Origin of the sequence: Cedecea colo (genome assembly GCF_011808225.1) — a bacterium.
GTDB classification, from domain to species: Bacteria; Pseudomonadota; Gammaproteobacteria; order Enterobacterales; family Enterobacteriaceae; genus Dryocola; species Dryocola colo.
In genome coordinates this window covers 136,479-157,614 of the sequence record NZ_SOYS01000002.1, presented here as the reverse complement: position 1 = coordinate 157,614, position 21,136 = coordinate 136,479, and the positions used below count along the sequence as shown (strand labels likewise).

The following is a 21,136-nucleotide window of genomic DNA, read 5'->3' as shown; positions in this document are numbered from 1 at the left end:
GTGCCGGCCGAGGAAAGCTTTGATGTTAAACCGTATCCGAATTTCGACCAGCCTGTTCCTGATATTGATTCTCTGCGGCCTGCTGCAGATTGGTAGTAACGGTTTGTCCTTCTGGGCTTTTCGTGACGATTTCCAGAACCTGAAAAAGGTCGAGGCGAGTAATCAACAGCGCGATACGTTAACCCAAAGCCGTTCAGCCTTGTTACAGGCCAGCACTGCCTTAAGCCGTGCAGGTACGCTTACGGCGCTCAGCTATCCGCCGGAGGATATTAAGCGTCTGATGGCGAACGCGCGTGGCAGCCTGAAACAGGCGGACATGCTGTTTAACCAGTTTCTTGAGATCCCGACGGCAAGCAAAGAGGGTGAGGAAATGCTGGCGTCAACCAAGCAAAGTTACGCCGCCTATCGTGACGATCTGCAACATCAGGCCACCTGGCTTGAGAGCAATCAGCTATCGGATTTCCTGAGCGCGCCGATTCAGAAATCGCAGGATGTTTTTGACGCCAACTTCAATGCCTGGCAGCAAAGCATCAACGATATCGTGGCGGCGGCAAGCGGCGACAGCGCGAAAAATTATCATACCTCCGCGGTGATTTTTATCACCATGGCGGTGATTGCCGTCGTGATGCTGCTTGGCTCGCTCGCCTGGTCGCGCAAGATGATCGTGCAGCCGCTGGCGATTGTGCGTCAACACTTTGACCGCATTGCTGCGGGCGATCTGGCGAAGCCGATTGCGGTCTTCGGGCGTAACGAAATTTCTGAGATTTTCCGCAGCCTGAAGAACATGCAGAACTCGCTCAAAGAGACGGTGACTGAAGTACGACAGGGCAGCAGCGCCATGCATACCGGCATCGCTGAAATTGCCGCTGGCAACAACGATCTTTCCGCGCGTACCGAACAGCAGGCGGCTTCGCTTGCAGAAACCGCCGCCAGCATGGAGCAACTGACGGCGACCGTTGGCCAGAACGCCGATAACGCCCGTCAGGCCGCACAGCTTTCCCGTAGCGCCGCAGAGACGGCGAAGCAGGGCGGGCAGCAGGCCGCAAACGTGGCCCGCACCATGCATGATATTGCCGGAAGCTCGCAAAAGATTGGCGACATCACCAGCGTTATCGACGGTATCGCCTTCCAGACTAATATCCTGGCGCTGAACGCCGCCGTCGAGGCCGCTCGCGCCGGTGAACAAGGCCGCGGATTTGCGGTGGTGGCAGGCGAAGTCCGTAACCTGGCAAGCCGCAGCGCTCAGGCGGCAAAAGAGATCAAAGTGCTGATCGAAGAGTCGATTAATCGCGTGCAGCAGGGCTCGCAGCTGGTGGACACCTCAGCCACCACGATGGCTGAAATCGTGCGTTCCGTAACGCAGGTGAATGATATTATGGGAGAAATTGCTTCGGCGTCGGATGAGCAGCGTCGGGGAATTGAGCAGGTCGCTCAGGCAGTAAGCCAGATGGATCAGGTTACGCAGCAAAACGCCGCTTTAGTAGAAGAAGCCGCGAGCGCGACCGATGCACTGGCCAACCAGGCTGAACATTTAACCGGTGTAGTCTCCGTGTTTAACCTGGCAATCGTTGAAGAGCAACGTGAAACCGGGGAAATCGAAACCTCCGGGGTGCTGGCCACCCCCTGATTGTGACTGAGAAGGCGCTATGACATCACCTCTGTCCAATGGACAAACGTCATTAATGTTACAGATGACACAGCGTCTACCGCTGTCCGACACGCATTTTCGTCGGATATGTCAATTGATATACCAACGCGCAGGGATTGTGCTGGCAGACCACAAGCGGGATATGGTTTACAACCGCCTGGTTCGCCGCCTGCGTATTTTAGGGCTGGATGATTTTGGGCGCTATCTGGGCATGCTGGAGTCGAATGCCAACAGCGCGGAATGGCAGGCGTTTGTCAATTCGCTGACCACTAACCTGACGGCGTTTTTCCGCGAAGGACACCATTTCCCGGTGCTTGCCGACCATGCACGTAAGCGCAACGGTGAATATCGCGTCTGGAGCGCCGCCGCTTCCACAGGTGAAGAGCCGTACTCCATCGCTATCACGCTCGCCGATGCGTTGGGCATGGCGCCGGGCCGCTGGAAGGTGTTTGCCAGCGATATCGACACCCAGGTACTGGAAAAGGCGCAAAGCGGCGTTTATCGCCAGGAAGAGCTCAAAACGCTTTCTCCTCAACAGATGCAGCGCTATTTCATGCGTGGAACCGGCCCACACGAAGGGCTGGTGCGGGTCAGAAGCGATCTGGCTAATCACGTTGAGTTCGGGACGGTTAACCTGCTGGATAAACAGGCGTCGATTCCGGGGCCTTTTGATGCCATTTTTTGTCGCAACGTCATGATTTATTTCGACAAAGCGACGCAGCAGGACATTTTAAGCCGCTTTGTCCCCCTGTTAAAACCAGGCGGCTTATTGTTTGCCGGGCATTCAGAGAATTTCAGTAACCTCAGTCGTGAATTCTGGCTGCGTGGTCAGACGGTCTACGGTCTGAGTAAGGAAAGATCATGACAAAAATAAGAGTGCTGTCCGTTGATGATTCCGCCCTGATGCGCCAGATCATGACCGAAATTATTAACAGCCACAGCGACATGGAAATGGTCGCTACGGCGCCAGACCCGCTGGTTGCCCGCGATCTGATTAAAAAGTTTAATCCGGACGTCCTGACGCTGGATGTAGAAATGCCGCGCATGGACGGCCTCGATTTTCTCGAAAAACTGATGCGTCTGCGCCCGATGCCGGTGGTAATGGTGTCGTCGCTGACGGGGAAAGGCTCGGAGGTGACGTTGCGCGCGCTCGAGCTGGGGGCGATAGACTTCGTCACCAAGCCGCAGTTGGGCATTCGTGAAGGGATGCTTGCGTACAGCGAAATGATTGCTGAAAAAGTCCGTACCGCGGCGAAGGCGAAACTGGCAGCGCGCGCGCCGACAGCGGCTCCCGCGCAGCTTAAGGCGGGCCCGCTGCTGAGTTCCGAAAAGCTGATTGCTATCGGCGCGTCCACCGGGGGAACGGAAGCTATTCGCCATGTGCTGCAACCGCTGCCGCTTTCAAGCCCGGCGGTGTTGATTACCCAGCATATGCCGCCTGGTTTTACCCGCTCTTTTGCCGAGCGTCTGAACAAGCTGTGCCAGATTACGGTGAAAGAAGCAGAAGACGGCGAACGCGTATTGCCCGGACACGCCTACATTGCGCCCGGTGATAAGCACATGGAGCTGTCGCGCAGCGGCGCAAACTATCAAATCAAATTACATGACGGCCCGCCCGTGAACCGGCATCGCCCGGCCGTGGATGTGCTGTTCCATTCGGTGGCGAAATTTGCCGGACGTAATGCCGTGGGGGTGATCCTCACCGGAATGGGTAATGACGGTGCCGCAGGCATGCTGGCAATGCATCAGGCCGGAGCATGGACTCTGGCCCAAAACGAAGCAAGTTGTGTGGTGTTCGGCATGCCGCGTGAGGCCATCAATAGCGGTGGCGTCAGCGAAGTGGTCGATTTAAGCCAGGTAAGCCAGCAAATGCTGGCGAAAATTAGTGCCGGACAGGCAATACGTATTTAACAAAGGAGCCCGGATTTTATGGCAGACAAAGAGCTTAAGTTTTTGGTGGTAGACGATTTTTCTACCATGCGTCGCATCGTGCGTAACCTGCTTAAAGAGCTGGGTTTTAACAACGTAGAAGAAGCGGAAGATGGCGTGGATGCGCTGAACAAACTGCACGCTGGCGGTTTTGGTTTTGTTATCTCTGACTGGAACATGCCTAACATGGACGGTCTTGAACTGCTGAAAACCATTCGTGCGAATGGCGCTATGGCGACCATACCGGTACTGATGGTCACGGCGGAAGCGAAAAAAGAGAACATCATCGCAGCAGCACAGGCCGGGGCCAGCGGTTACGTTGTTAAGCCATTTACCGCCGCGACCCTGGAAGAGAAGCTGAACAAGATCTTCGAAAAGCTTGGCATGTAAGGAGGGGCACATGCACTCATCGACAAACCCGGCGATGGAGTTACATCCAACGCCCAACGATATCATTGCGCGCATTGGTAGCCTGACTCGCATGCTGCGCGATAGCCTGCGCGAGCTCGGTCTGGATCAGGCGATTGCCGAAGCGGCGGAAGCGATTCCTGACGCCCGCGACCGCCTGGATTATGTCGTACAGATGACCGCCCAGGCCGCCGAACGCGCGCTGAATTGCGTTGAGCTTTCTCAGCCGCACCAGAACAAACTGGAGTCCGGCGCGAAAGCGTTAACCGGGCGCTGGGATGCATGGTTCGAAAATCCTATCGAGCTGAGCGATGCGAAGGAGCTGGTAACCGATACCCGTAGTTACCTTTCGGGCGTGCCGGAACACACCAGCTTTACCAACGCGCAACTGCTGGAAATTATGATGGCGCAGGACTTCCAGGATCTGACCGGTCAGGTTATCAAGCGCATGATGGACGTTATCCAGGAGATTGAGCGCCAGCTATTAATGGTGCTGCTGGAGAATATGCCCGAGCCGGACGCGCGTGCTAAACGCGGTAACGACGGCCTGCTCAACGGTCCGCAAATGGATGCTACCGCCGCAGGCGTGGTTGCAAGCCAGGATCAGGTTGACGATTTGCTGGACAGCTTAGGCTTTTAAGCTTTTAAATGCCTTCATCCGCGGGGATGAGGGCATTTTAATTTGATAAAGGCATGCATGAAAAACCGGTGACTTTTTATTATTCTTAAAGATTATATTTTTTATTGCGGGCCATATTCATTTAGCCGCTAAATATTAATCTTTACCGCTATTCAGAAGACGACTGGTTTCAGCCTGCCGCTGTGGCTCCAATGGCTGTCATAACACCGCCAGGCCCGCCAGGAATGCCAGCAAATGCCCCAACAACGGCTGCGGTACCGACAGCGTTAGCAACTGACGCGGAAGCAACTTTACTGCCTGCAATGAAGCGCATTTCATCAGTGTTCAATTCGACTGTCGTTTACCTATTGTAATTTAAATAAAAATCATCCCAAATATCTCGTAAACCGTGGTTTAGTTAAGGAGGAAGGGGTTAGACAACCATACAGGCGCATGAAAAATAATAGTTAATTCCAGAGCGCTGGTTTACATTTTAGCGTGCAACAGAGCAGCGATCTGACCCCGAAGAAAGCGAGGGTAACGAGGAGAATATCAGCCAGATTCTTACCTCTGTTGAAGAAGGTAGTAGTTGAAACGCTGGTAAGCAGAATAGTCGCAGATAATGCCGCGATATTTGCGATAGCTACTTTTGTAGTATTTTTCATTAAATCCCTGTGCGGTAAAAATAATTACTGGCTTTTGACTCTAACGAATAATTTTCAAAAGCCGCGTATATGAGTTTAAATTGCTTTTTGCTGTTATTCGATTGTTTTACTTAACCTGATATTAACTGTCAGAGAGCCTGTTTTAATATTTTATCTACTGCGCCTTCTCTGACAGATGGTTTTTAATAGCTCTGTTTTATTCATTCTTTATCTTCTGCTGTGACGCGTGCTTGTCCCTGTTTTCTCTTCAGGCCCTGGCATGATAAATCTGCGCAGAAAAAGACGCAGCGCGCCAACGCCACAAATAAGCGCACAAATCCATGCGTAATTCACCCATTAGCCCAACGGCGCTCTGGCATGCTGTGCTTGAAATTGCGGCCACGAGATTAACGCTGTGTCTGAAAGTAGCGACGAGGATAAAACAGAAGCTCCCACACCCCACCGGCTTGAGAAAGCGCGTGAGGATGGGCAGATTCCCCGTTCCCGCGAATTAACGTCTTTGCTGATGGTGCTGACTGGCTTAAGCATCATCTGGATGGGAGGCGAACCGCTGGCGCGCCAGCTTGCCGCCATGTTGTCTGCCGGTTTGCACTTTGATCACCGCATCATTAACGACCCGCGTCTGATTGTGAATCAGGTCAGCTTGCTGATTAAACAGGCCGTATGGGCGCTGTTGCCGCTGATGAGCGGGTTAGTGATCGTGGCGATAGCCGCACCGATGTTGCTTGGCGGCCTGCTGTTTAGCGGTAAGTCTATTGCTTTCAAATTCAGCAAGCTTAACCCGCTGCCAGGCCTTAAGCGCCTGTTCTCAGCCCAGGCGGGCTCCGAGCTGCTGAAGGCTTTTCTGAAGGCCACGCTGGTGGGGTCGGTAACCGCCTGGTATTTATGCCACAACTGGCCGGATATGATGCGGCTGATAAGCGAACCTCCCATTTCCGCGCTGCGTCATGCGCTGGATATGGTGGCGGCCTGCGGTTTGCTGATTGTGATGGGCCTGATCCCGATGGTGGGATTCGACGTGTTTTTCCAGATTTTTAGCAATCTCAAAAAATTACGTATGAGCCGTCAGGATATTCGCGACGAGTATAAGCAGCAGGAGGGCGACCCGCATGTCAAAGGGCGTATCCGCCAGCAGCAACGCGCTATAGCTCGTCGCCGCATGATGGCCGATGTGCCAAAAGCCGACGTTATCGTCACCAACCCGACGCACTATTCGGTGGCGCTTCAGTACGATGAGAAAAAGATGAGCGCGCCGAAAGTGCTGGCTAAAGGTGCCGGCCTTGTTGCGCTGCGCATCCGTGAGATCGGCAACGAAAACCGTATTCCGGTGCTTGAAGCACCGCCGCTTGCCCGCGCGCTTTACCGGCACGCTGAAATCGGCCAGCAAATTCCGGGGCAGTTGTATTCCGCCGTGGCGGAAGTGCTGGCCTGGGTCTGGCAACTGCGTCGCTGGCGCGTGGCGGGCGGCTTAATCCCGAAAAAACCTGAAAATCTACCGGTGCCAGAAGCACTGGACTTTGCGAATGAGAAGGACTCCGATGGCTAATCTGCTCGCGACATTGCGTCTGCCTGCCAGCATGAAATCCGGGCAATGGCAAATACTTGCCGGGCCGATACTTATCCTGATGATCCTGTCGATGATGGTGCTGCCGCTGCCCGCGTTTGTGCTTGATTTGCTGTTCACGTTTAATATCGCCCTGTCGATCATGGTGCTGCTGGTGGCGATGTTCACCCAGAAAACGCTGGAGTTCGCCGCGTTCCCGACCATCTTGCTGTTTACCACGCTGCTGCGCCTGGCGCTGAACGTGGCTTCAACGCGTATCATTCTGATGGAGGGGCATACCGGTGCGGGGGCTGCGGGGCACGTGGTTGAAGCCTTCGGCCACTTCCTGGTAGGCGGTAACTTCGCTATCGGTATCGTGGTGTTTATCATCCTCGTTATCATCAACTTTATGGTTATCACCAAAGGTGCGGGACGTATCGCAGAAGTTGGCGCGCGCTTCGTGCTCGACGGGATGCCGGGCAAGCAGATGGCGATTGACGCGGATCTTAACGCCGGATTGATTGGCGAAGACGAAGCTAAAAAACGCCGTTCTGAAGTGACCCAGGAAGCGGATTTTTACGGTTCGATGGACGGGGCGAGTAAGTTCGTGCGCGGCGATGCCGTAGCAGGGCTGATGATCATGGCGATCAACGTGGTCGGCGGCCTGCTGGTCGGCGTGCTGCAACACGATCTGGCGGTGGGCGCGGCGGCGGAAAGCTACACGCTGTTGACTATCGGCGATGGCCTGGTTGCGCAGATCCCGGCGCTGGTTATCTCCACCGCGGCGGGCGTTATCGTGACCCGCGTGGCGACCGATCAGGACGTCGGCGAGCAGATGGTTACCCAACTGTTCAATAATCCACGCGTGATGCTGCTAAGCGCCGCCGTGCTGGGCCTGCTCGGCATGGTGCCGGGCATGCCAAACTTTGTATTCCTGCTGTTTACAGCCGCGCTGCTGGGTCTGGCGTGGTGGATGCGTGGGCGTCAGATAGCCGCGCCTGTGGCACCGCCGCCGGTGAAAGCCCCGGAGAATCCACAGGCCGTGGAAGCGACGTGGAATGATGTTCAGCTCGAAGATTCGCTGGGGATGGAAGTGGGCTATCGCCTGATCCCGATGGTGGATTTCCAGCAGGACGGCGAGCTGCTCGGGCGTATCCGCAGCATTCGTAAAAAATTCGCGCAGGAGATGGGCTTCCTGCCGCCGGTGGTGCATATTCGCGACAATATGGATTTGCCGCCGGCGCGTTACCGCATCCTGATGAAGGGCGTGGAAATCGGCGCCGGTGAGGCATATCCGGGGCGCTGGCTGGCGATTAACCCGGGCACCGCTGCCGGAAGCCTGCCTGGCGAGACGACAATCGATCCGGCCTTTGGCCTGGCGGCGACCTGGATTGAAAGCGCGCTTAAAGAGCAGGCGCAGATCCAGGGCTTTACCGTCGTTGAGGCAAGTACGGTTGTGGCGACACACCTCAACCATCTGATTGGCCAGTTCGCGCCCGAGCTGTTCGGCCGTCAGGAAGCGCAACAGCTGCTCGATCGCGTCTCCCAGGAGATGCCGAAGCTGACCGAAGACCTGGTGCCGGCGGTTGTGACGCTGACCACGCTGCACAAGGTGTTGCAGAACCTGCTCGCTGAGAAGGTCCCGATTCGTGATATGCGAACGATTCTGGAGACGCTGGCTGAACACGCGCCGATACAAAGCGATCCTCATGAATTGACCGCCGTGGTGCGCGTGGCTTTAGGTCGCGCCATTACCCAACTCTGGTTCCCTGGCACCGGTGAAGTACAGGTTATCGGGCTGGATACCGCGCTGGAGCGCCTGTTATTGCAGGCTTTACAGGGCGGCAGCGGGCTGGAGCCTGGCCTTGCGGACCGTCTGCTGGAGCAAAGCCAGGAGGCGTTGCAGCGTCAGGAGATGCTGGGCGCGCCGCCGGTGCTGCTGGTTAACCACGCGCTGCGTCCGCTGCTGGCTCGCTTCCTGCGCCGCAGCCTGCCGCAGCTGGTCGTGCTTTCAAGCCTTGAGCTGTCGGACAACCGCAATATCCGTATGACCGCAACGATAGGAGCGAAATAATGCGTTTGCTGTTGGCGCTTGCGCTATTGCCTTTATTCGCTCAGGCCGCCGGTGAAGGTAGCTGGCAGGCCAGCGGCATGGGGGCGACGCTTAGCAATCGGGGCGTTGCTGCTTCATCCCGGGCGCTGTCGCCGTCGCAGCAGGTTTTCGGCGTGATGACGCTTGTCGCCTGGCGTTACGAGTTAAATGGCCCAACGCCGGGCGGGCTGCTCGTCAAACTCTGCTCGGTGACACGCTGCGTACCGATAGAAGGGCAGAGCGGCACAACGCGCGGCTTAACCAATGTGGCCGCCGGAGAACCGCTGCGGTTTGTCTGGGAAGTGCCGGGCGGCGGAAAGCTTTTCCCGCCGCTGCGCGTGCAGAGCAATCAGGTGATTGTGAATTATCGCTGAAGCGAATAGCCGGCCTTTCGCTTATTTACCCGTCCTGAATAAATGCCGCACTTTCGCTGCGGCATTTTTGTCTTTACCTCTCATTTTCAATCCTCTCTTTTGATAAAAATAAACCCTTGTTTTATAAATCGGGATGCGGATGCGGGCACTCTTTGTATTTTTGCCAGCATTCATCAAGGGGTGGCAAAAACGAAAAGGTTTCTCACGCTCCATACTTTTACTTTAGCCGTGAAAGATTTCTCGCAGGTCCGTTTTGGGGCCGTGACTTGCAATCTCCCATTACAAAAGCAACGGGGTGGACGGCAATGAAAAAACGTAACATTGGCCTGGCGAATTACCTCGCCTACGGAGCGGGCGACTTCCTGGGGGCCGGAACGACAGCCCTGACGGCGGCCTGGCTGCTCTATTTTTATACTACCTTCTGCGGACTCACGCCTATTGAGGCAACCTTTATCTTCGCGATGGCAAGGGTGCTCGACGCCGTCGTCAGCCCGCTAATGGGCTTTTTAACCGATAACTTCGGTTCTACCTGGCTGGGCAAGCGCTTTGGCCGCCGTAAGTTCTTTATTCTGCTCGGTATACCTTTAGTTTTCAGCTACAGCTTTATGTGGGTAGGGGAGATGAGCTACTGGTATTACCTGCTGACCTACCTGATTTTTGACGTGGTCTATACCATGATTCTGGTGCCTTACGAAACGCTGGTGCCGGAAATGACCGATGATTTCAAACAGAAAACCAAGTTCTCCGGCGCGCGTATTTCTATGGCGCAGCTTTCGGCTATTCTGGCGGCGTTCCTGCCGGGTATTCTGTTAAACCATTTTGGTAAAGACAACGCGGTTTCTTTCTTCTACGCAAGCCTGGTATTCGCCACCTTGTGCGCCATCGTTCTGACCTTCGTATGGCTCTTTACCTGGGAGAGGCCGCGCTCCGAGTGGACGGAAGCCGCGCTGCGCGCCGAAGAAGAGAAGAAAACCCTGACGTTTGCCCAGAGCATGAAGCGCCTGAACGTTGAATTAACCTCCACGCTGCGTATCAAAATCTTCCGTCAGCATCTGGGTATGTACCTGGGCGGCTATATCGCGCAGGACGTGTTTAACGCCGTCTTCACTTATTACGTGGTATTCGTGCTGATGCAGAGCGCGTCCGTTGCCTCTAATCTGCTGGGCACCATGGCAATTTTGCAGTTTATCGCGGTGATCGGCATGATCCCGCTGTGTATCAAGTTTGGCCCGGCGCCGTCGTATCGCATGGTGGTCGTGCTGTTCGGTCTGAGTTCTATCTCTTATGCGGTGCTGTATTACGCGGGATTAAGCGATGCGTTCTCGCTGTTGCTGCTGCTTTCCGCCATTGCGGGTCTGGGACGCGGCGGTATCAACTATGTGCCGTGGAACACCTATACCTATATTGCTGACGTGGATGAAGCGATCACCGGCCAGCGTCGTGAGGGGATCTTTGCGGGCATTATGACGCTGACGCGTAAAGCTTCGCAGGCCGGTGCGGTCATGCTGGTGGGTATCGTAATGCAGCTATCCGGCTTTGTCTCCGGCCAGCCAAGCCAGCCTCCCGCGGTAAGCCACACCATTTTAATGATTTTAAGCTTCGGCACGGTTGGCGTGCTGGCGTGCGGCTTCCTAATTTCCCTGCGCTTTAAGCTCAACCTGCAAACGCACAGCGTGCTGCGTGAGGAGACCGTGAAAATGCGTCTCGCCAATCGCGCGGTGCCGGAAGCTATCACGCCACAAGCCCGCGCCACCGTCGAAATGCTGGCGGGTATGCCTTATGAAAATCTCTGGGGTAACAATAATATTGGTTACCTCAACCATAACAAGCCCGCCGCGCCGACTCTGAAACAGGCCGCAGCCATAAATTCGAACGCTACGCAGAGGTTAAGTTAATGATTATTTACCCCGTCAAGCACAGCCCGCTACTGTGTCAGCCGGAGCGCTTCATTGCCCGGGATGAACTGAAAACCCTGATCCATAAGGTGACGGATAATCTGATCAATATTAAGGATGAAACCGGCCAGTTCCTGCTGCGCCTGGACGATGGACGCGTCATTGATACCAAAGGCTGGGCAGGCTGGGAGTGGACGCACGGCGTCGGGCTGTATGGTATTTATCAGTATTATCGTCAGACGGGCGATGCGCAGATGCGTGACATTATTGACCGCTGGTTTGCTGACCGTTTCGCCGAAGGCGCGACCACCAAAAACGTCAACACCATGGCGCCGTTCCTGACGCTCGCTTATCGCTACGAAGAAACGCGCGATCCGTCTTACCTGCCGTGGCTGGAGAGCTGGGCCGAGTGGGCGATGTACGAGATGCCGCGCACCGAACACGGCGGCATGCAGCACATTACGCTGGCAGAAGAGAACCATCAGCAGATGTGGGACGACACGCTGATGATGACCGTGCTGCCGCTGGCGAAGATCGGCAAGCTGCTGAATCACCCGGAATATGTGGAAGAGGCGACCTACCAGTTCCTGCTGCACGTGCAAAACCTGATGGACCGGCAGAGCGGGCTGTGGTTTCACGGCTGGAGTTATGAAGGCAAGCATAACTTTGCCGGCGCCCGCTGGGCGCGCGGCAATAGCTGGCTGACCATCGTTATTCCGGATTTCCTTGAGCTGGTGGATCTGCCGGAAAATAACGCGGTGCGCCGCTATCTGGTGCAGGTGCTGGAAAATCAGGTGGCCGCACTGACGAAATGCCAGGACGATAGCGGCCTGTGGCATACCCTGCTCGACGATCCGCACTCTTACCTGGAGGCCTCGGCAACCGCGGGCTTTGCTTATGGCATTCTGAAAGGCATTCGTAAGCGTTATCTCAGCCGGGATTACAAAGACGTGGCTGAAAAAGCGATGAAAGGCATTGTGCAAAACATCTCCGCAGACGGCGAGTTATTGCAGGTTTCCTTCGGCACCGGGATGGGCAGCAATCTGGAATTCTATCGCCAGATCCCGCTGACCTCCATGCCCTACGGCCAGGCGATGGCGATTCTTTGCCTCGGCGAGTATCTGCGCACTTATCTGTAACGCCGTAAGGGCCTCTCTTTGCAGGCAGGCCCGGGTGGCCTGCAACAGCGCAGTGGAGCCGGGCGCGCATGTTAGATAACCACAAAGAAGAAGAAAACACGCTTTTTCCTTCTTTGTCAGCAGGCTAAAAGGGCTATCTTTTGATAGCCCTTTGCACGTTATCAGGCACCGACGGGCACCGCATGGGCGGTATTTTTGAGTACCGGTCCCCGGTATTTCTCAATCTCCAGCTGGGCCATCTGCCCGCAGTTGCCCTGGGCCAGGCTTGATGAACCGAGGTCGAAGGTCAGGCAGTTGACGTTGCCGTTCTTGCACAGGGAACCCGGCTGCTGTGGATCCGCCGGGTCGAACCAGGCGCCTTCGCTGATGCGCACCACGCCGGGACGAACCCGCTCGGTGACCACGGCGCCAACCATAATCTGGCCACGATCGTTGAAGGCCCGCACCAGCTCGCCGTCACCGATGCCGCGCGCTTTGGCATCCTGCGGATGAATCCAGATAGCTTCGCGATCCGCCACCGCATATTTTTCGCGCAGCGGAGTGTTGTCTAACTGGGAGTGCAGGCGGTTGATCGGATGCGCGGTGTTGAGCGACAGCGGATACTTGCTCGCCTCCGGACTCTGATACCACTCGTGAGGCGGCAGCCAGCCCGGCAGGCCCGGACAGTCGGCGTAGCCCATCTTCGCGACCGTCGCCGAATAGATTTCTATTTTACCGGACGGGGTGCCCAGCGGGTTGAGCAGTGGATTTTCCCGGAAGTCGGCAAAGCGCACCCACCGTTTATTGCTCTCCGGCACCGGGAAGCGGATGTAGTTATTCGACGCCCAGAACATATCGAACGGCGGCAGCGCCACGCGGGCATTGCGCGCCTGAGCCTTCATCTCGTCGTACATGCCTTTCAGCCACTGGATTTCATCCTTGCCTTCGGTGAAGGCTTCATGCACGCCCAGCTTAGTCGCAAGATCCGCGAAGATGTCGAAGTCGTTGCGCGACTCGTGCTGAGGCGGCACGCAGCGGTGCATCGGAAAGACGTAGAGCTGGGAGTAGTCGCCGCCCATTTCCAGGTCATTACGCTCGTAGCTGGTGGTGGCCGGCAGGACGATGTCGGCGTGCTTCGCGGTCGCCGTCCAGTAAGGCTCATTTACTACGATGGTTTGCGGATGTTGCCAGGCCTTGACCAGAGCGTTGGTGTCCTGATGCTGATGGAAGGTATTGCCCCCGGCGACGTAAACCATTTTCACGTCGGGGTAGGTGACTTTCGCCCCGTTAAAGTCGATGGTTTTACCAGGGTTGGCCAGACATTCGGCGATGCGCGCAACCGGAATTGGCGTTGGGCTATTCTTCGGCTCCTTGCCCGCAGAGATCCCCGCCAGAATGCCGCCGCGTGCGGTCGGGCTGCCGCCTGAAGAGTAGTGATAGCTAAAGCCGAAGCCGCCTCCCGGCAGGCCAGGCTGACCGAGCATTGCCGCCACGGTCACCAGCAGCCAGTGGGGCTGTTCGCCGTGATGCTGGCGCTGAATGCCCCAGCCGCCCATGATCATGGTGCGGTTTTTAGCCATATCCCGTGCAAGCTGGCGAATCGTTTCCGCCTCGATGCCGCAGATAGCGGCGACCCAGTCGGCGTCTTTTGCCACGCCGTCCTGTTCGCCGCTGAGGTAGGCTGCAAATTTATCGAAGCCAACGGTATAAGTTTTCAGGAAATCGGAGTCATGCAGTTTTTCAGCCAGCAGAGTATGGGCGATGCCCACCAGCATGGCGCTATCGGTATAAGGCCGCGGAGCAATCCATTCGGCGTTCAGATAATCGGTGCTGTCACTTTTCACCGGATCGATGCTGATAATCCGCACGCCTTTCTTTTTCAGCGCCTCGAAGCCCGAAAGGCCAATGTGATCCGGCACATTCCAGCTGTTCTTCAGGGTAACCATTGGGTTACAACCCCAGAGCACCACGAGCTGGCTGTTAGCAAGCACGTTAGGCCAGGCGGTCTGCTGTTCATATACCTCCATAGAGCCGACAACGTGAGACATAATTACCTGGGCGGCGCCGGTAGAGTAATCTCCGGAGTAGTTCAGCGAACCGCCCACCAGATTCATCAGGCGCTGGAGCAGGGTGCGGCTGTTGTGCAGCATACCGACGCTCTTCCAGCCGTAAGAACCCGCGTAGATGGACTGCGGGCCGTGCTCTTTTTGCAGGCGGTTAATCTGGTCGCTCACCAGCGTCAGCGCTTTGTCCCAGCTCACCCGCACCCACTCGTCGCAGCCGCGTAGCTCAGGGCGGCAATTCTGCGGCCCGCCTTCCAGCCAGCTTTTACGCACCATCGGGTATTTCACACGGTTAGGCGCGTGGACCTGATGGGGAGCCATAGTGATAAATTCATTCGGGAAAGGATCGTCCTGCACCGGGCGGGTTTCCACCATTTTGCCGTCGCGGACAATGGCTTCGAAAGCTCCCCAGTGGGCAGCGGTCAGAATACCCTTCTGGGCCTGACGCAATGCCACAAACTGCGGTAACGCCTGGCTTACGGCTTCGGCCAGCACCGAGCGCGGCCACAGGCCACCCAGCAAGGAGACGCCGCCGAGGGCTGCGGCACCGGTCAGAAACCTACGGCGGCTGATTTGCATCGCTTCGTGGTTATTTTTCATTAGTTTGTCTCCTTACTGATGGTCTGGACTTCGGCAGGCATATCGCTGGCGTGCTGCTGTACGTAGCGGGTCAACACGCGTAGCTGTTCCTGGTCCAGGGACGTGCGGGACGCCATTCCTTTGATCACGCCAATCCACTGGTTGGCGTTGAAGCGGTCGAGGGAGGTCAGACCGTGGCAGCCGGTGCAGTTCGCGGACATCATGGATGCGGCGTAGTCCCAGATTTTCTGCTGATTATCGATAAGCTGGCCGGCAGGCAGCCAGACCTGTAGCGCAGTTTGATGCCAGACGAGGTGAGTTTCCGGGTCGGTGTAGTCGTTCACGCGTTTCACCTGACCACGCGCCTCTTCCCCCAGCAGCACGCTGAGGATGCGCCTGCCTGCGGCTGCGTAAAATACTTCGCTCACGCCCTCCTGTTGCCAGCCGTTTACCTGAGCCAGGATCATGTCATTCTCGCGTTTGACGACGCTGACTTCGGTGCCGGGCATCAGATTACCGGCGTTAGGCTGCTTGCGGTCGGCGTTCAGCCAGAAAGGCTGCGTGGCAATCGACCAGAGCTGGCTGGCGCTGCCCGACGATTTCGCCGCTGCGGCGGAAAGCTGGCTGGCGCCGGCGGCGGAGAGCTGGCTCATATCCGGCAGAATATGGGCAACCCCTTTATGGCAGTCAATGCAGGTTTCACCGTTTTTGATCGCCACCGGATGCTCATGACGCGCCTCCGGGCGCTGGGCCAGCACGTCCATCGCCTCATAGCTGTGGCACGAGCGGCAGGTTGCGGAGTCGTTTTTTTTCAGGGTGTCCCAGACGCTTTGCGCCATCGCCAGCTTGTGAGCGTCATACTTCTCCGGCGTGTCGATTTTGCCGGTCATCTCGCCCCAGACGTCTTTCAGCGCCATGATTTTGGTGGTCAGATAGTCCACGGGTTGATGGGGCACGTGGCAGTCGGCGCATTCGGCGCGGATGCCTTTCGGGTTCTGATAGTGAATGCTGCCCTGATACTCGGCCAGCGGCTGCTGCATTGAGTGACAGGAGACGCAGAATTCGGTGTCGCTGGTTTTGTGCATCACCGTGGCGGTGCCTGTCAGCAGGGCTGCGCCAGACACGACCCCCGCCAACAGCAGCCATAACCAGGCATAGCGTCGCCAGCCGGTACGGTTTGGTTTGTTCATAAAAAATCCTTTATAAAAAGTTAACGCGATTGAATATTTTTATTAGTGGCCAGATTAATGGCCCAGAAATTATAAGGATTTCCGGCGAGACTACTGCTAAGGAGGTAAATTAATTAATACTAAATTGATACTGAACAAAGTTGAGTTACGCCGCAGGCGAATTTGATGCAGGGACAAAACGAAGGAAAAGAGGCGGAGCTGTAATCGGCAGGCGGGCGAAGCGCAAAAAAAACAGGGGGCAAATGCCCCCTGAGTGCATTACATACGTTCTACGGTTGCGATACCCAGCGTATCCAGACCCAGCTTCAGGGTTTTCGCCGTCAGCAGAGCCAGTTTCAGACGGCTGTTGCGCGCCTGTTCAGAGTCAGCGGTGAGAATAGGGCAATGCTCGTAGAAACCGGAGAACAGGCCAGCTACGTCGTACAGATAAGAACACATCACGTGCGGCGTGCCGTCGCGGGCAACCACGTTCAGCGTCTCTTCAAACTGCAGCAGGCGCGCGGCGAGCTGTGCTTCGCGATCTTCCGTGATAACGACTGGCGCTTTCAGCAGTTCGGCTTCGTCGATATCGGCTTTACGGAATACGGAAAGCACGCGGGTGTAGGCATACTGCATGTACGGCGCGGTGTTGCCTTCGAAAGCCAGCATGTTATCCCAGTCGAAGATATAGTCCGTGGTGCGGCTTTTAGACAGATCGGCGTATTTGACCGCACCAATCCCCACGGCATTTGCCAGAGCCTCCAGCTCATCGGCAGGCATGTCTGGATTTTTCGCCGTCACCAGGTTACGCGCGCGCTCCATTGCTTCGTCCAGCAGGTCGGTCAGTTTAACCGTGCCGCCTGAACGAGTTTTAAACGGCTTGCCGTCTTTACCTAACATCATGCCGAACATCTGATGTTCCAGCGTTACGGCATCGGGCACGTAGCCCGCTTTACGCACGATAGTCCACGCCTGCATCAGATGCTGGTGCTGGCGGGAGTCGATAAAGTACAGCACGCGGTCGGCGTGCAGGTTTTCATAGCGGTATTTCGCGCAGGCGATGTCGGTGGTGGTGTACAGATAGCCGCCGTCTTTTTTCTGGATGATAACGCCCATCGGCTCGCCGTCTTTATTCTTAAACTCGTCCAGGAAGACCACGGTTGCGCCTTCGCTTTCTACCGCCAGGCCTTTTTCTTTCAGGTCCGCCACAATGCCCGGCAGCATTGGGTTATAAAGGCTTTCACCCATCACGTCGTCGCGGGTCAGCGTGACGTTGAGGCGGTCATAGGTTTTCTGGTTCTGCGCCATGGTGATATCGACCAGCTTGCGCCACATCTCACGGCAATACTCATCGCCGCCCTGCAGCTTCACCACGTAACCGCGTGCACGTTCCGCAAAGGCTTCGTCTTCATCGTAGTGTTTCTTCGCCGCGCGATAGAATTCTTCGAGGTCGGCCAGCGCCATTGCACCGGCGTTTTCCTGCTGCTGTTTTTCGAGATACGCAATCAGCATGCCGAACTGTGTTCCCCAGTCGCCCACGTGGTTTGCGCGGATAACGTTATGGCCAAGGAACTCAAGGGTACGCACCGCCGCATCGCCGATAATCGTCGAGCGGATATGGCCGACGTGCATCTCTTTTGCCACGTTTGGCGCGGAGTAATCGACGACGATGGTTTGTGGCGCAACGGTATTCACGCCTGCACGTTCGGAGGCGACAGCCGCATCAACGTTTTTTGCCAGGAATTGCGGATCGAGGAAGATATTGATAAAACCAGGGCCGGCAATTTCAACTTTACTGGCGATCCCGGTCAGATCCAGATTAGCGATAACGGACTCTGCGACTTGTCGTGGCGGCTTGCCCAGCGATTTGGCAACGGACATCACGCCGTTGGCCTGATAGTCGCCGAACTGGACTTTGGCTGACTGACGAACCTGCGGCTCGCAATCCGCAGGCGCACCTGCGGCAACCATGGCCTGACTGACTTTATCTGAGAGAAGAGCCTGAATATTCACCGGGATACCTTACATTTTGCTTTGGGCCGCCATGACGTTACGGCAGCCGTATCGTGGGGGATAAAATAAGGGCGTAAGTATAACTTTATTTTTCCGCCCTCGTCAGCAAAAGCCTTGTCCTGCGCGCCCTGAACTATTATCAACGGTATAGTGAATAACCATTCATTCATTTCACCGCACAAGGGGAGTTGGTGAGGCTGCCGGAAAAAGGTAGATTAAGCCCCTTCGCGACTCAGAGGACGACGCCATGGCCAACTGGCAAACCATTGCAGAACTGAATGATATTTCGGCGGATCTCCCGCGTTTTACTAAAGCGTTAGCGGAGCTTGCCGCGCGCCTGGACCTTGAGTTAGCAACGCTTGATGCCGATCACATTTCGCTGCGCTGCCATCAGAATGCGACGGCGGAGCGCTGGCGTCGCGGGCTTGAAAAATGCGCTACGCTGCTGTCGGAAAATATTATCAACGACAGGCCAATTTGCCTGTTCCGCCTCGACGAGCCGGTATGCGTCGAACACTGGAAGTTTACTATTGTTGAGCTGCCGTGGCCGGGTGAGAAACGCTATCCGCATGAAGGCTGGGAGCATGTTGAAATCGTGCTGCCGGGCGACCCGCAAACGCTGAATGCGCGCGCGCTGGATTTGCTGTCTGATGCCGGTTTGCGGCAGACGGGGATTTCCGTCAAGACCAGCTCGCCAAAAGGTGAACGCGAACGTTTACCGAACCCTACGCTTGCGGTCACCGACGGCAAAGTCACGATCAAATTCCATCCGTGGAGCATTGAAGAAATAGTGGCCAGCGAGCAGAAATAACCCCGCCCGGCGGGGTTTTAGATTGCTGACAAAGAAGGAAAAAGCGTGGTTTTTCCTTCTTTGTGGTTATCAGCCGAAAATCAACTACTTGATTTTCCTTATTTTTTATTCGGTGGTCTACGTTCAACCTGTGCTGGTTGAGAGCCTGTCATCAGACAGTAACCCCGTCAGGCGGGATGTGCCCCTATAACGCGCTGACCGCCGCCTTCATTCGTTCGATTGCCTCATCAAGCGTCGCCAGAGTACAGCCAAAGTTTATCCGCACAAATTTTGCCGCGCCAAAATCTGCGCCCGGCGAGAAGCCCAGCCCGGCTTTCTGGAAGAACAGCGTTGGGTTATCAACGGCAAGCTGGGTCGCATTAACCCATCCCAGATAGGTTGCTGCCGGCGCGGCCATCTCCAGACCTTGTATACCATTGACGGCGGCAACGAGCCTGTCACGGTTGTGCCGTAAATACGGCAGCAGCTCCTGTAACCACGGCTCGCCGTCACGCCATGCGGCCGTTGCTGCGGTTAGTGCCAGCACGTCCACGCCCGGTACAATACCCTCGCGGGTTCGGTTAAACCGCTTGCGCAATTCCGGGTTGGGAATAATGGCGATTGACGCGCCAAGTCCGGCAATATTGAACGTTTTGGACGGTGACATCAGCGTGATGGAACGTTGCTCCGCATCCGTGCTCAGGGTTGCGAAAGGAATATGTTTAGCGCCCGGTTCGAGCAGCAAATCGCAGTGAATTTCATCGGAGCAGACAAGCAAATCATGCTGCTGTGCGAACGCCAGCTGTTGCTCAAGCTCTTCGCGACGATAAACCGTGCCGCCGGGGTTTTGCGGATTACACAGCATCAGCAATTTCTCATGGCCGGTGAGCGCGGGTGCAAGCGACGGTAAATCTATTATCCAGCGGCCCTTGTCGAGCCGGAGCGGGGCATTAAGCTGTGGACGCCGTGCGGAAGCCGAGGATTTTTTAAAGGGCGGGTAGACAGGCGTTGGCGCGATAGTCGCTTCAGTGACGTCGGTAAAGGCCCGGACGCTGAGATTCAATCCTGCCACGATACCCGGAAGAGTAACGATCCACTCAGGTTTTATCTGCCACTGATAGCGGCTGGACATGCGTTCGACTACTACGTCGATCAGTTCGTGGGGCCTGTCGCCATAGCCGAAAACGCCGTGCTCAACGCGCTGATGGAGGGCATCCAGAATGCAAGGTGGCGAGCGGAAGTCCATATCAGCAACCCACATCGGTAGCACGTCGTTACCATATTTATTCCATTTCACGCTGTCGCTGTGACGCCGGTCGATCCCTACGTCGAAATTGAATGCCATGATAAATTACCCCCTTGTGAATGTCGTTTCAGATTATCATTCTCACCCGGTGACACAAGCGTAAGGCAGAGCATTTTTAAGGAATAATCAATGACTAAGCTGGAAATATGTTGTTATGGCATCGATTGTGCCCTGACGGCTGAACAGGCCGGAGCGGACCGCATTGAGCTATGCTCGGCGCCTAAAGAGGGAGGACTAACGCCTTCAGCGGGCGTGCTGCGAAAAGTGAAGCAGTTAATTTCGATTCCCGTACACCCGATTATTCGCCCGCGCGGCGGCGACTTTTACTATAGCGAGCGGGAGTTCGCCACCATGCTTGAGGATATCGCCTTTGTGCGCGAGCTGGGCTATCCCGGGCTGGTTATCGGTATGCTGGATGAGGACGGGCATATCGATATTTTGCGTATGCAGCAGGTGATGGACGCCAGCCGCGGCATGGCTGTTACTTTCCATCGCGCCTTTGATATGTGCCATAACCCCGTGCTGGCTCTGGAGCAGTTAACCGATTTGGGTATCGCGCGTATCCTCACTTCCGGCCAGCAGCAGAATGCTGAATCAGGACTTTCGCTCCTCAGGGAACTAAAACAACATTCCCGTGCTCCAATCATTATGGCGGGTGCAGGGGTGCGCCTGAGCAACCTGCAAAAGTTTGTCGAACAAGAGATTGACGAGGTGCACAGCTCCGCAGGCCAGAACGTTGCCTCTGAAATGCGCTACCGCAAAGCGGGTGTGGCGATGAGTGCAGATGCCGAGGCGGATGAGTTTAACCGCTACTGCGTGGATGGCGACGTGGTGGCAGCAATGAAAGCCTTGCTGGCTGCCGCAGAAACGGCAGCCTGAGCGCAAAAAGTTTTAACCGCGCATCATGTCGCCCAATGTGATGTTT

The 21,136-nt window shown here is 56.0% G+C and carries 17 protein-coding genes; 12 read left to right on the top strand and 5 right to left on the bottom strand.

Going from position 1 to position 21,136, the window contains the following annotated elements; translation table 11 throughout:
* Nucleotides 1–22: 22 nt before the first annotated feature.
* The 8 genes from E2L00_RS05100 (at nt 23) to flhE (ending at nt 9,278) form a co-directional block, all read left to right on the top strand.
* Nucleotides 23–1,627, top strand: a complete 1,605-nt coding sequence (locus tag E2L00_RS05100; protein ID WP_167607954.1) for a methyl-accepting chemotaxis protein — start codon at nt 23–25, stop codon at nt 1,625–1,627.
* 19 nt (nt 1,628–1,646) lie between these two features.
* Nucleotides 1,647–2,513 carry a protein-glutamate O-methyltransferase CheR gene (gene cheR, locus E2L00_RS05095; RefSeq protein ID WP_167607951.1) on the top strand — a complete coding sequence of 289 codons (867 nt, stop codon included), beginning with the start codon at nt 1,647–1,649 and terminating at the stop codon, nt 2,511–2,513.
* The gene (gene cheB / locus E2L00_RS05090) at nt 2,510–3,559 is read left to right on the top strand and encodes a protein-glutamate methylesterase/protein glutamine deamidase (RefSeq protein ID WP_167607948.1); all 1,050 of its coding nucleotides are present in this window, start codon (nt 2,510–2,512) and stop codon (nt 3,557–3,559) included. The genes cheR and cheB overlap by 4 nt, the downstream gene beginning before the upstream one ends.
* Before the next feature lie 18 nt (nt 3,560–3,577).
* Nucleotides 3,578–3,967, top strand: coding sequence for a chemotaxis response regulator CheY (cheY, locus tag E2L00_RS05085; RefSeq protein WP_167607946.1), 390 nt, complete (start codon nt 3,578–3,580; stop codon nt 3,965–3,967).
* Between the two features lie 10 nt (nt 3,968–3,977).
* Nucleotides 3,978–4,625 carry a protein phosphatase CheZ gene (cheZ, locus tag E2L00_RS05080; RefSeq protein WP_420808831.1) on the top strand — a complete coding sequence of 216 codons (648 nt, stop codon included), beginning with the start codon at nt 3,978–3,980 and terminating at the stop codon, nt 4,623–4,625.
* A gap of 1,038 nt (nt 4,626–5,663) precedes the next feature.
* Entirely contained in the window at nt 5,664–6,815 is a 1,152-nt protein-coding gene (gene flhB, locus E2L00_RS05075) for a flagellar biosynthesis protein FlhB (protein WP_167607943.1), read from the top strand.
* Nucleotides 6,808–8,886, top strand: a complete 2,079-nt coding sequence (flhA, locus tag E2L00_RS05070; RefSeq protein WP_167607940.1) for a flagellar biosynthesis protein FlhA — start codon at nt 6,808–6,810, stop codon at nt 8,884–8,886. The genes flhB and flhA overlap by 8 nt, the downstream gene beginning before the upstream one ends.
* Nucleotides 8,886–9,278: a flagellar protein FlhE gene (flhE, locus tag E2L00_RS05065; RefSeq protein ID WP_167607937.1), complete on the top strand. Its 393-nt coding sequence runs from the start codon at nt 8,886–8,888 to the stop codon at nt 9,276–9,278. The genes flhA and flhE overlap by 1 nt, the downstream gene beginning before the upstream one ends.
* A gap of 21 nt (nt 9,279–9,299) precedes the next feature.
* Here the strand turns inward: flhE and E2L00_RS05060 are convergent, their stop codons facing one another.
* On the bottom strand, nt 9,300–9,491 hold the full coding sequence (locus tag E2L00_RS05060) for a hypothetical protein (RefSeq protein WP_167607935.1): 192 nt from the start codon (nt 9,489–9,491) through the stop codon (nt 9,300–9,302).
* Nucleotides 9,492–9,583: 92 nt separating this feature from the next.
* Between E2L00_RS05060 and E2L00_RS05055 the strand changes: the two genes are divergently transcribed.
* A complete protein-coding gene (locus E2L00_RS05055) occupies nt 9,584–11,173 on the top strand; it encodes an MFS transporter (RefSeq protein ID WP_167607933.1) in 1,590 nt (529 codons plus the stop codon).
* On the top strand, nt 11,173–12,312 hold the full coding sequence (gene bglB / locus E2L00_RS05050) for a beta-galactosidase BglB (RefSeq protein WP_167607930.1): 1,140 nt from the start codon (nt 11,173–11,175) through the stop codon (nt 12,310–12,312). Before E2L00_RS05055 ends, bglB begins: the two co-directional genes overlap by 1 nt.
* 161 nt (nt 12,313–12,473) lie before the next feature.
* Here the strand turns inward: bglB and torA are convergent, their stop codons facing one another.
* From torA to argS, 3 genes are all read right to left on the bottom strand, one after another.
* On the bottom strand, nt 12,474–14,954 hold the full coding sequence (gene torA / locus E2L00_RS05045; protein WP_167607927.1) for a trimethylamine-N-oxide reductase TorA: 2,481 nt from the start codon (nt 14,952–14,954) through the stop codon (nt 12,474–12,476).
* Entirely contained in the window at nt 14,954–16,123 is a 1,170-nt protein-coding gene (locus E2L00_RS05040; protein ID WP_167607925.1) for a NapC/NirT family cytochrome c, read from the bottom strand. The genes torA and E2L00_RS05040 overlap by 1 nt, the downstream gene beginning before the upstream one ends.
* 258 nt (nt 16,124–16,381) lie before the next feature.
* Entirely contained in the window at nt 16,382–18,115 is a 1,734-nt protein-coding gene (argS, locus tag E2L00_RS05035) for an arginine--tRNA ligase (protein WP_167607923.1), read from the bottom strand.
* Nucleotides 18,116–18,362: 247 nt separating this feature from the next.
* Here argS and E2L00_RS05030 point away from each other — a divergent pair, with 247 nt between their 5' ends.
* A complete protein-coding gene (locus E2L00_RS05030) occupies nt 18,363–18,926 on the top strand; it encodes a VOC family protein (RefSeq protein WP_167607920.1) in 564 nt (187 codons plus the stop codon).
* Nucleotides 18,927–19,110: 184 nt separating this feature from the next.
* Here the strand turns inward: E2L00_RS05030 and E2L00_RS05025 are convergent, their stop codons facing one another.
* A complete protein-coding gene (locus E2L00_RS05025; protein ID WP_167607917.1) occupies nt 19,111–20,250 on the bottom strand; it encodes a MalY/PatB family protein in 1,140 nt (379 codons plus the stop codon).
* Nucleotides 20,251–20,340: 90 nt separating this feature from the next.
* Here E2L00_RS05025 and cutC point away from each other — a divergent pair, with 90 nt between their 5' ends.
* The gene (gene cutC / locus E2L00_RS05020) at nt 20,341–21,090 is read left to right on the top strand and encodes a copper homeostasis protein CutC (protein ID WP_167607914.1); all 750 of its coding nucleotides are present in this window, start codon (nt 20,341–20,343) and stop codon (nt 21,088–21,090) included.
* Nucleotides 21,091–21,136: the final 46 nt, after the last annotated feature.

Bases quoted from the DNA above. Each gene is read 5' to 3' on its own strand.
- flhE (WP_167607937.1), top strand. From the start codon at position 8,886: ATGCGTTTGCTGTTGGCGCTTGCGCTATTGCCTTTATTCGCTCAGGCC.
- E2L00_RS05060 (WP_167607935.1), bottom strand. From the start codon at position 9,491: ATGGAGCGTGAGAAACCTTTTCGTTTTTGCCACCCCTTGATGAATGCT.
- E2L00_RS05040 (WP_167607925.1), bottom strand. From the start codon at position 16,123: ATGAACAAACCAAACCGTACCGGCTGGCGACGCTATGCCTGGTTATGG.
- E2L00_RS05100 (WP_167607954.1), top strand. From the start codon at position 23: ATGTTAAACCGTATCCGAATTTCGACCAGCCTGTTCCTGATATTGATT.
- torA (WP_167607927.1), bottom strand. From the start codon at position 14,954: ATGAAAAATAACCACGAAGCGATGCAAATCAGCCGCCGTAGGTTTCTG.
- cheY (WP_167607946.1), top strand. From the start codon at position 3,578: ATGGCAGACAAAGAGCTTAAGTTTTTGGTGGTAGACGATTTTTCTACC.
- E2L00_RS05025 (WP_167607917.1), bottom strand. From the start codon at position 20,250: ATGGCATTCAATTTCGACGTAGGGATCGACCGGCGTCACAGCGACAGC.
- bglB (WP_167607930.1), top strand. From the start codon at position 11,173: ATGATTATTTACCCCGTCAAGCACAGCCCGCTACTGTGTCAGCCGGAG.
- flhA (WP_167607940.1), top strand. From the start codon at position 6,808: ATGGCTAATCTGCTCGCGACATTGCGTCTGCCTGCCAGCATGAAATCC.
- cheB (WP_167607948.1), top strand. From the start codon at position 2,510: ATGACAAAAATAAGAGTGCTGTCCGTTGATGATTCCGCCCTGATGCGC.
- cutC (WP_167607914.1), top strand. From the start codon at position 20,341: ATGACTAAGCTGGAAATATGTTGTTATGGCATCGATTGTGCCCTGACG.
- cheR (WP_167607951.1), top strand. From the start codon at position 1,647: ATGACATCACCTCTGTCCAATGGACAAACGTCATTAATGTTACAGATG.
- cheZ (WP_420808831.1), top strand. From the start codon at position 3,978: ATGCACTCATCGACAAACCCGGCGATGGAGTTACATCCAACGCCCAAC.
- E2L00_RS05030 (WP_167607920.1), top strand. From the start codon at position 18,363: ATGGCCAACTGGCAAACCATTGCAGAACTGAATGATATTTCGGCGGAT.
- E2L00_RS05055 (WP_167607933.1), top strand. From the start codon at position 9,584: ATGAAAAAACGTAACATTGGCCTGGCGAATTACCTCGCCTACGGAGCG.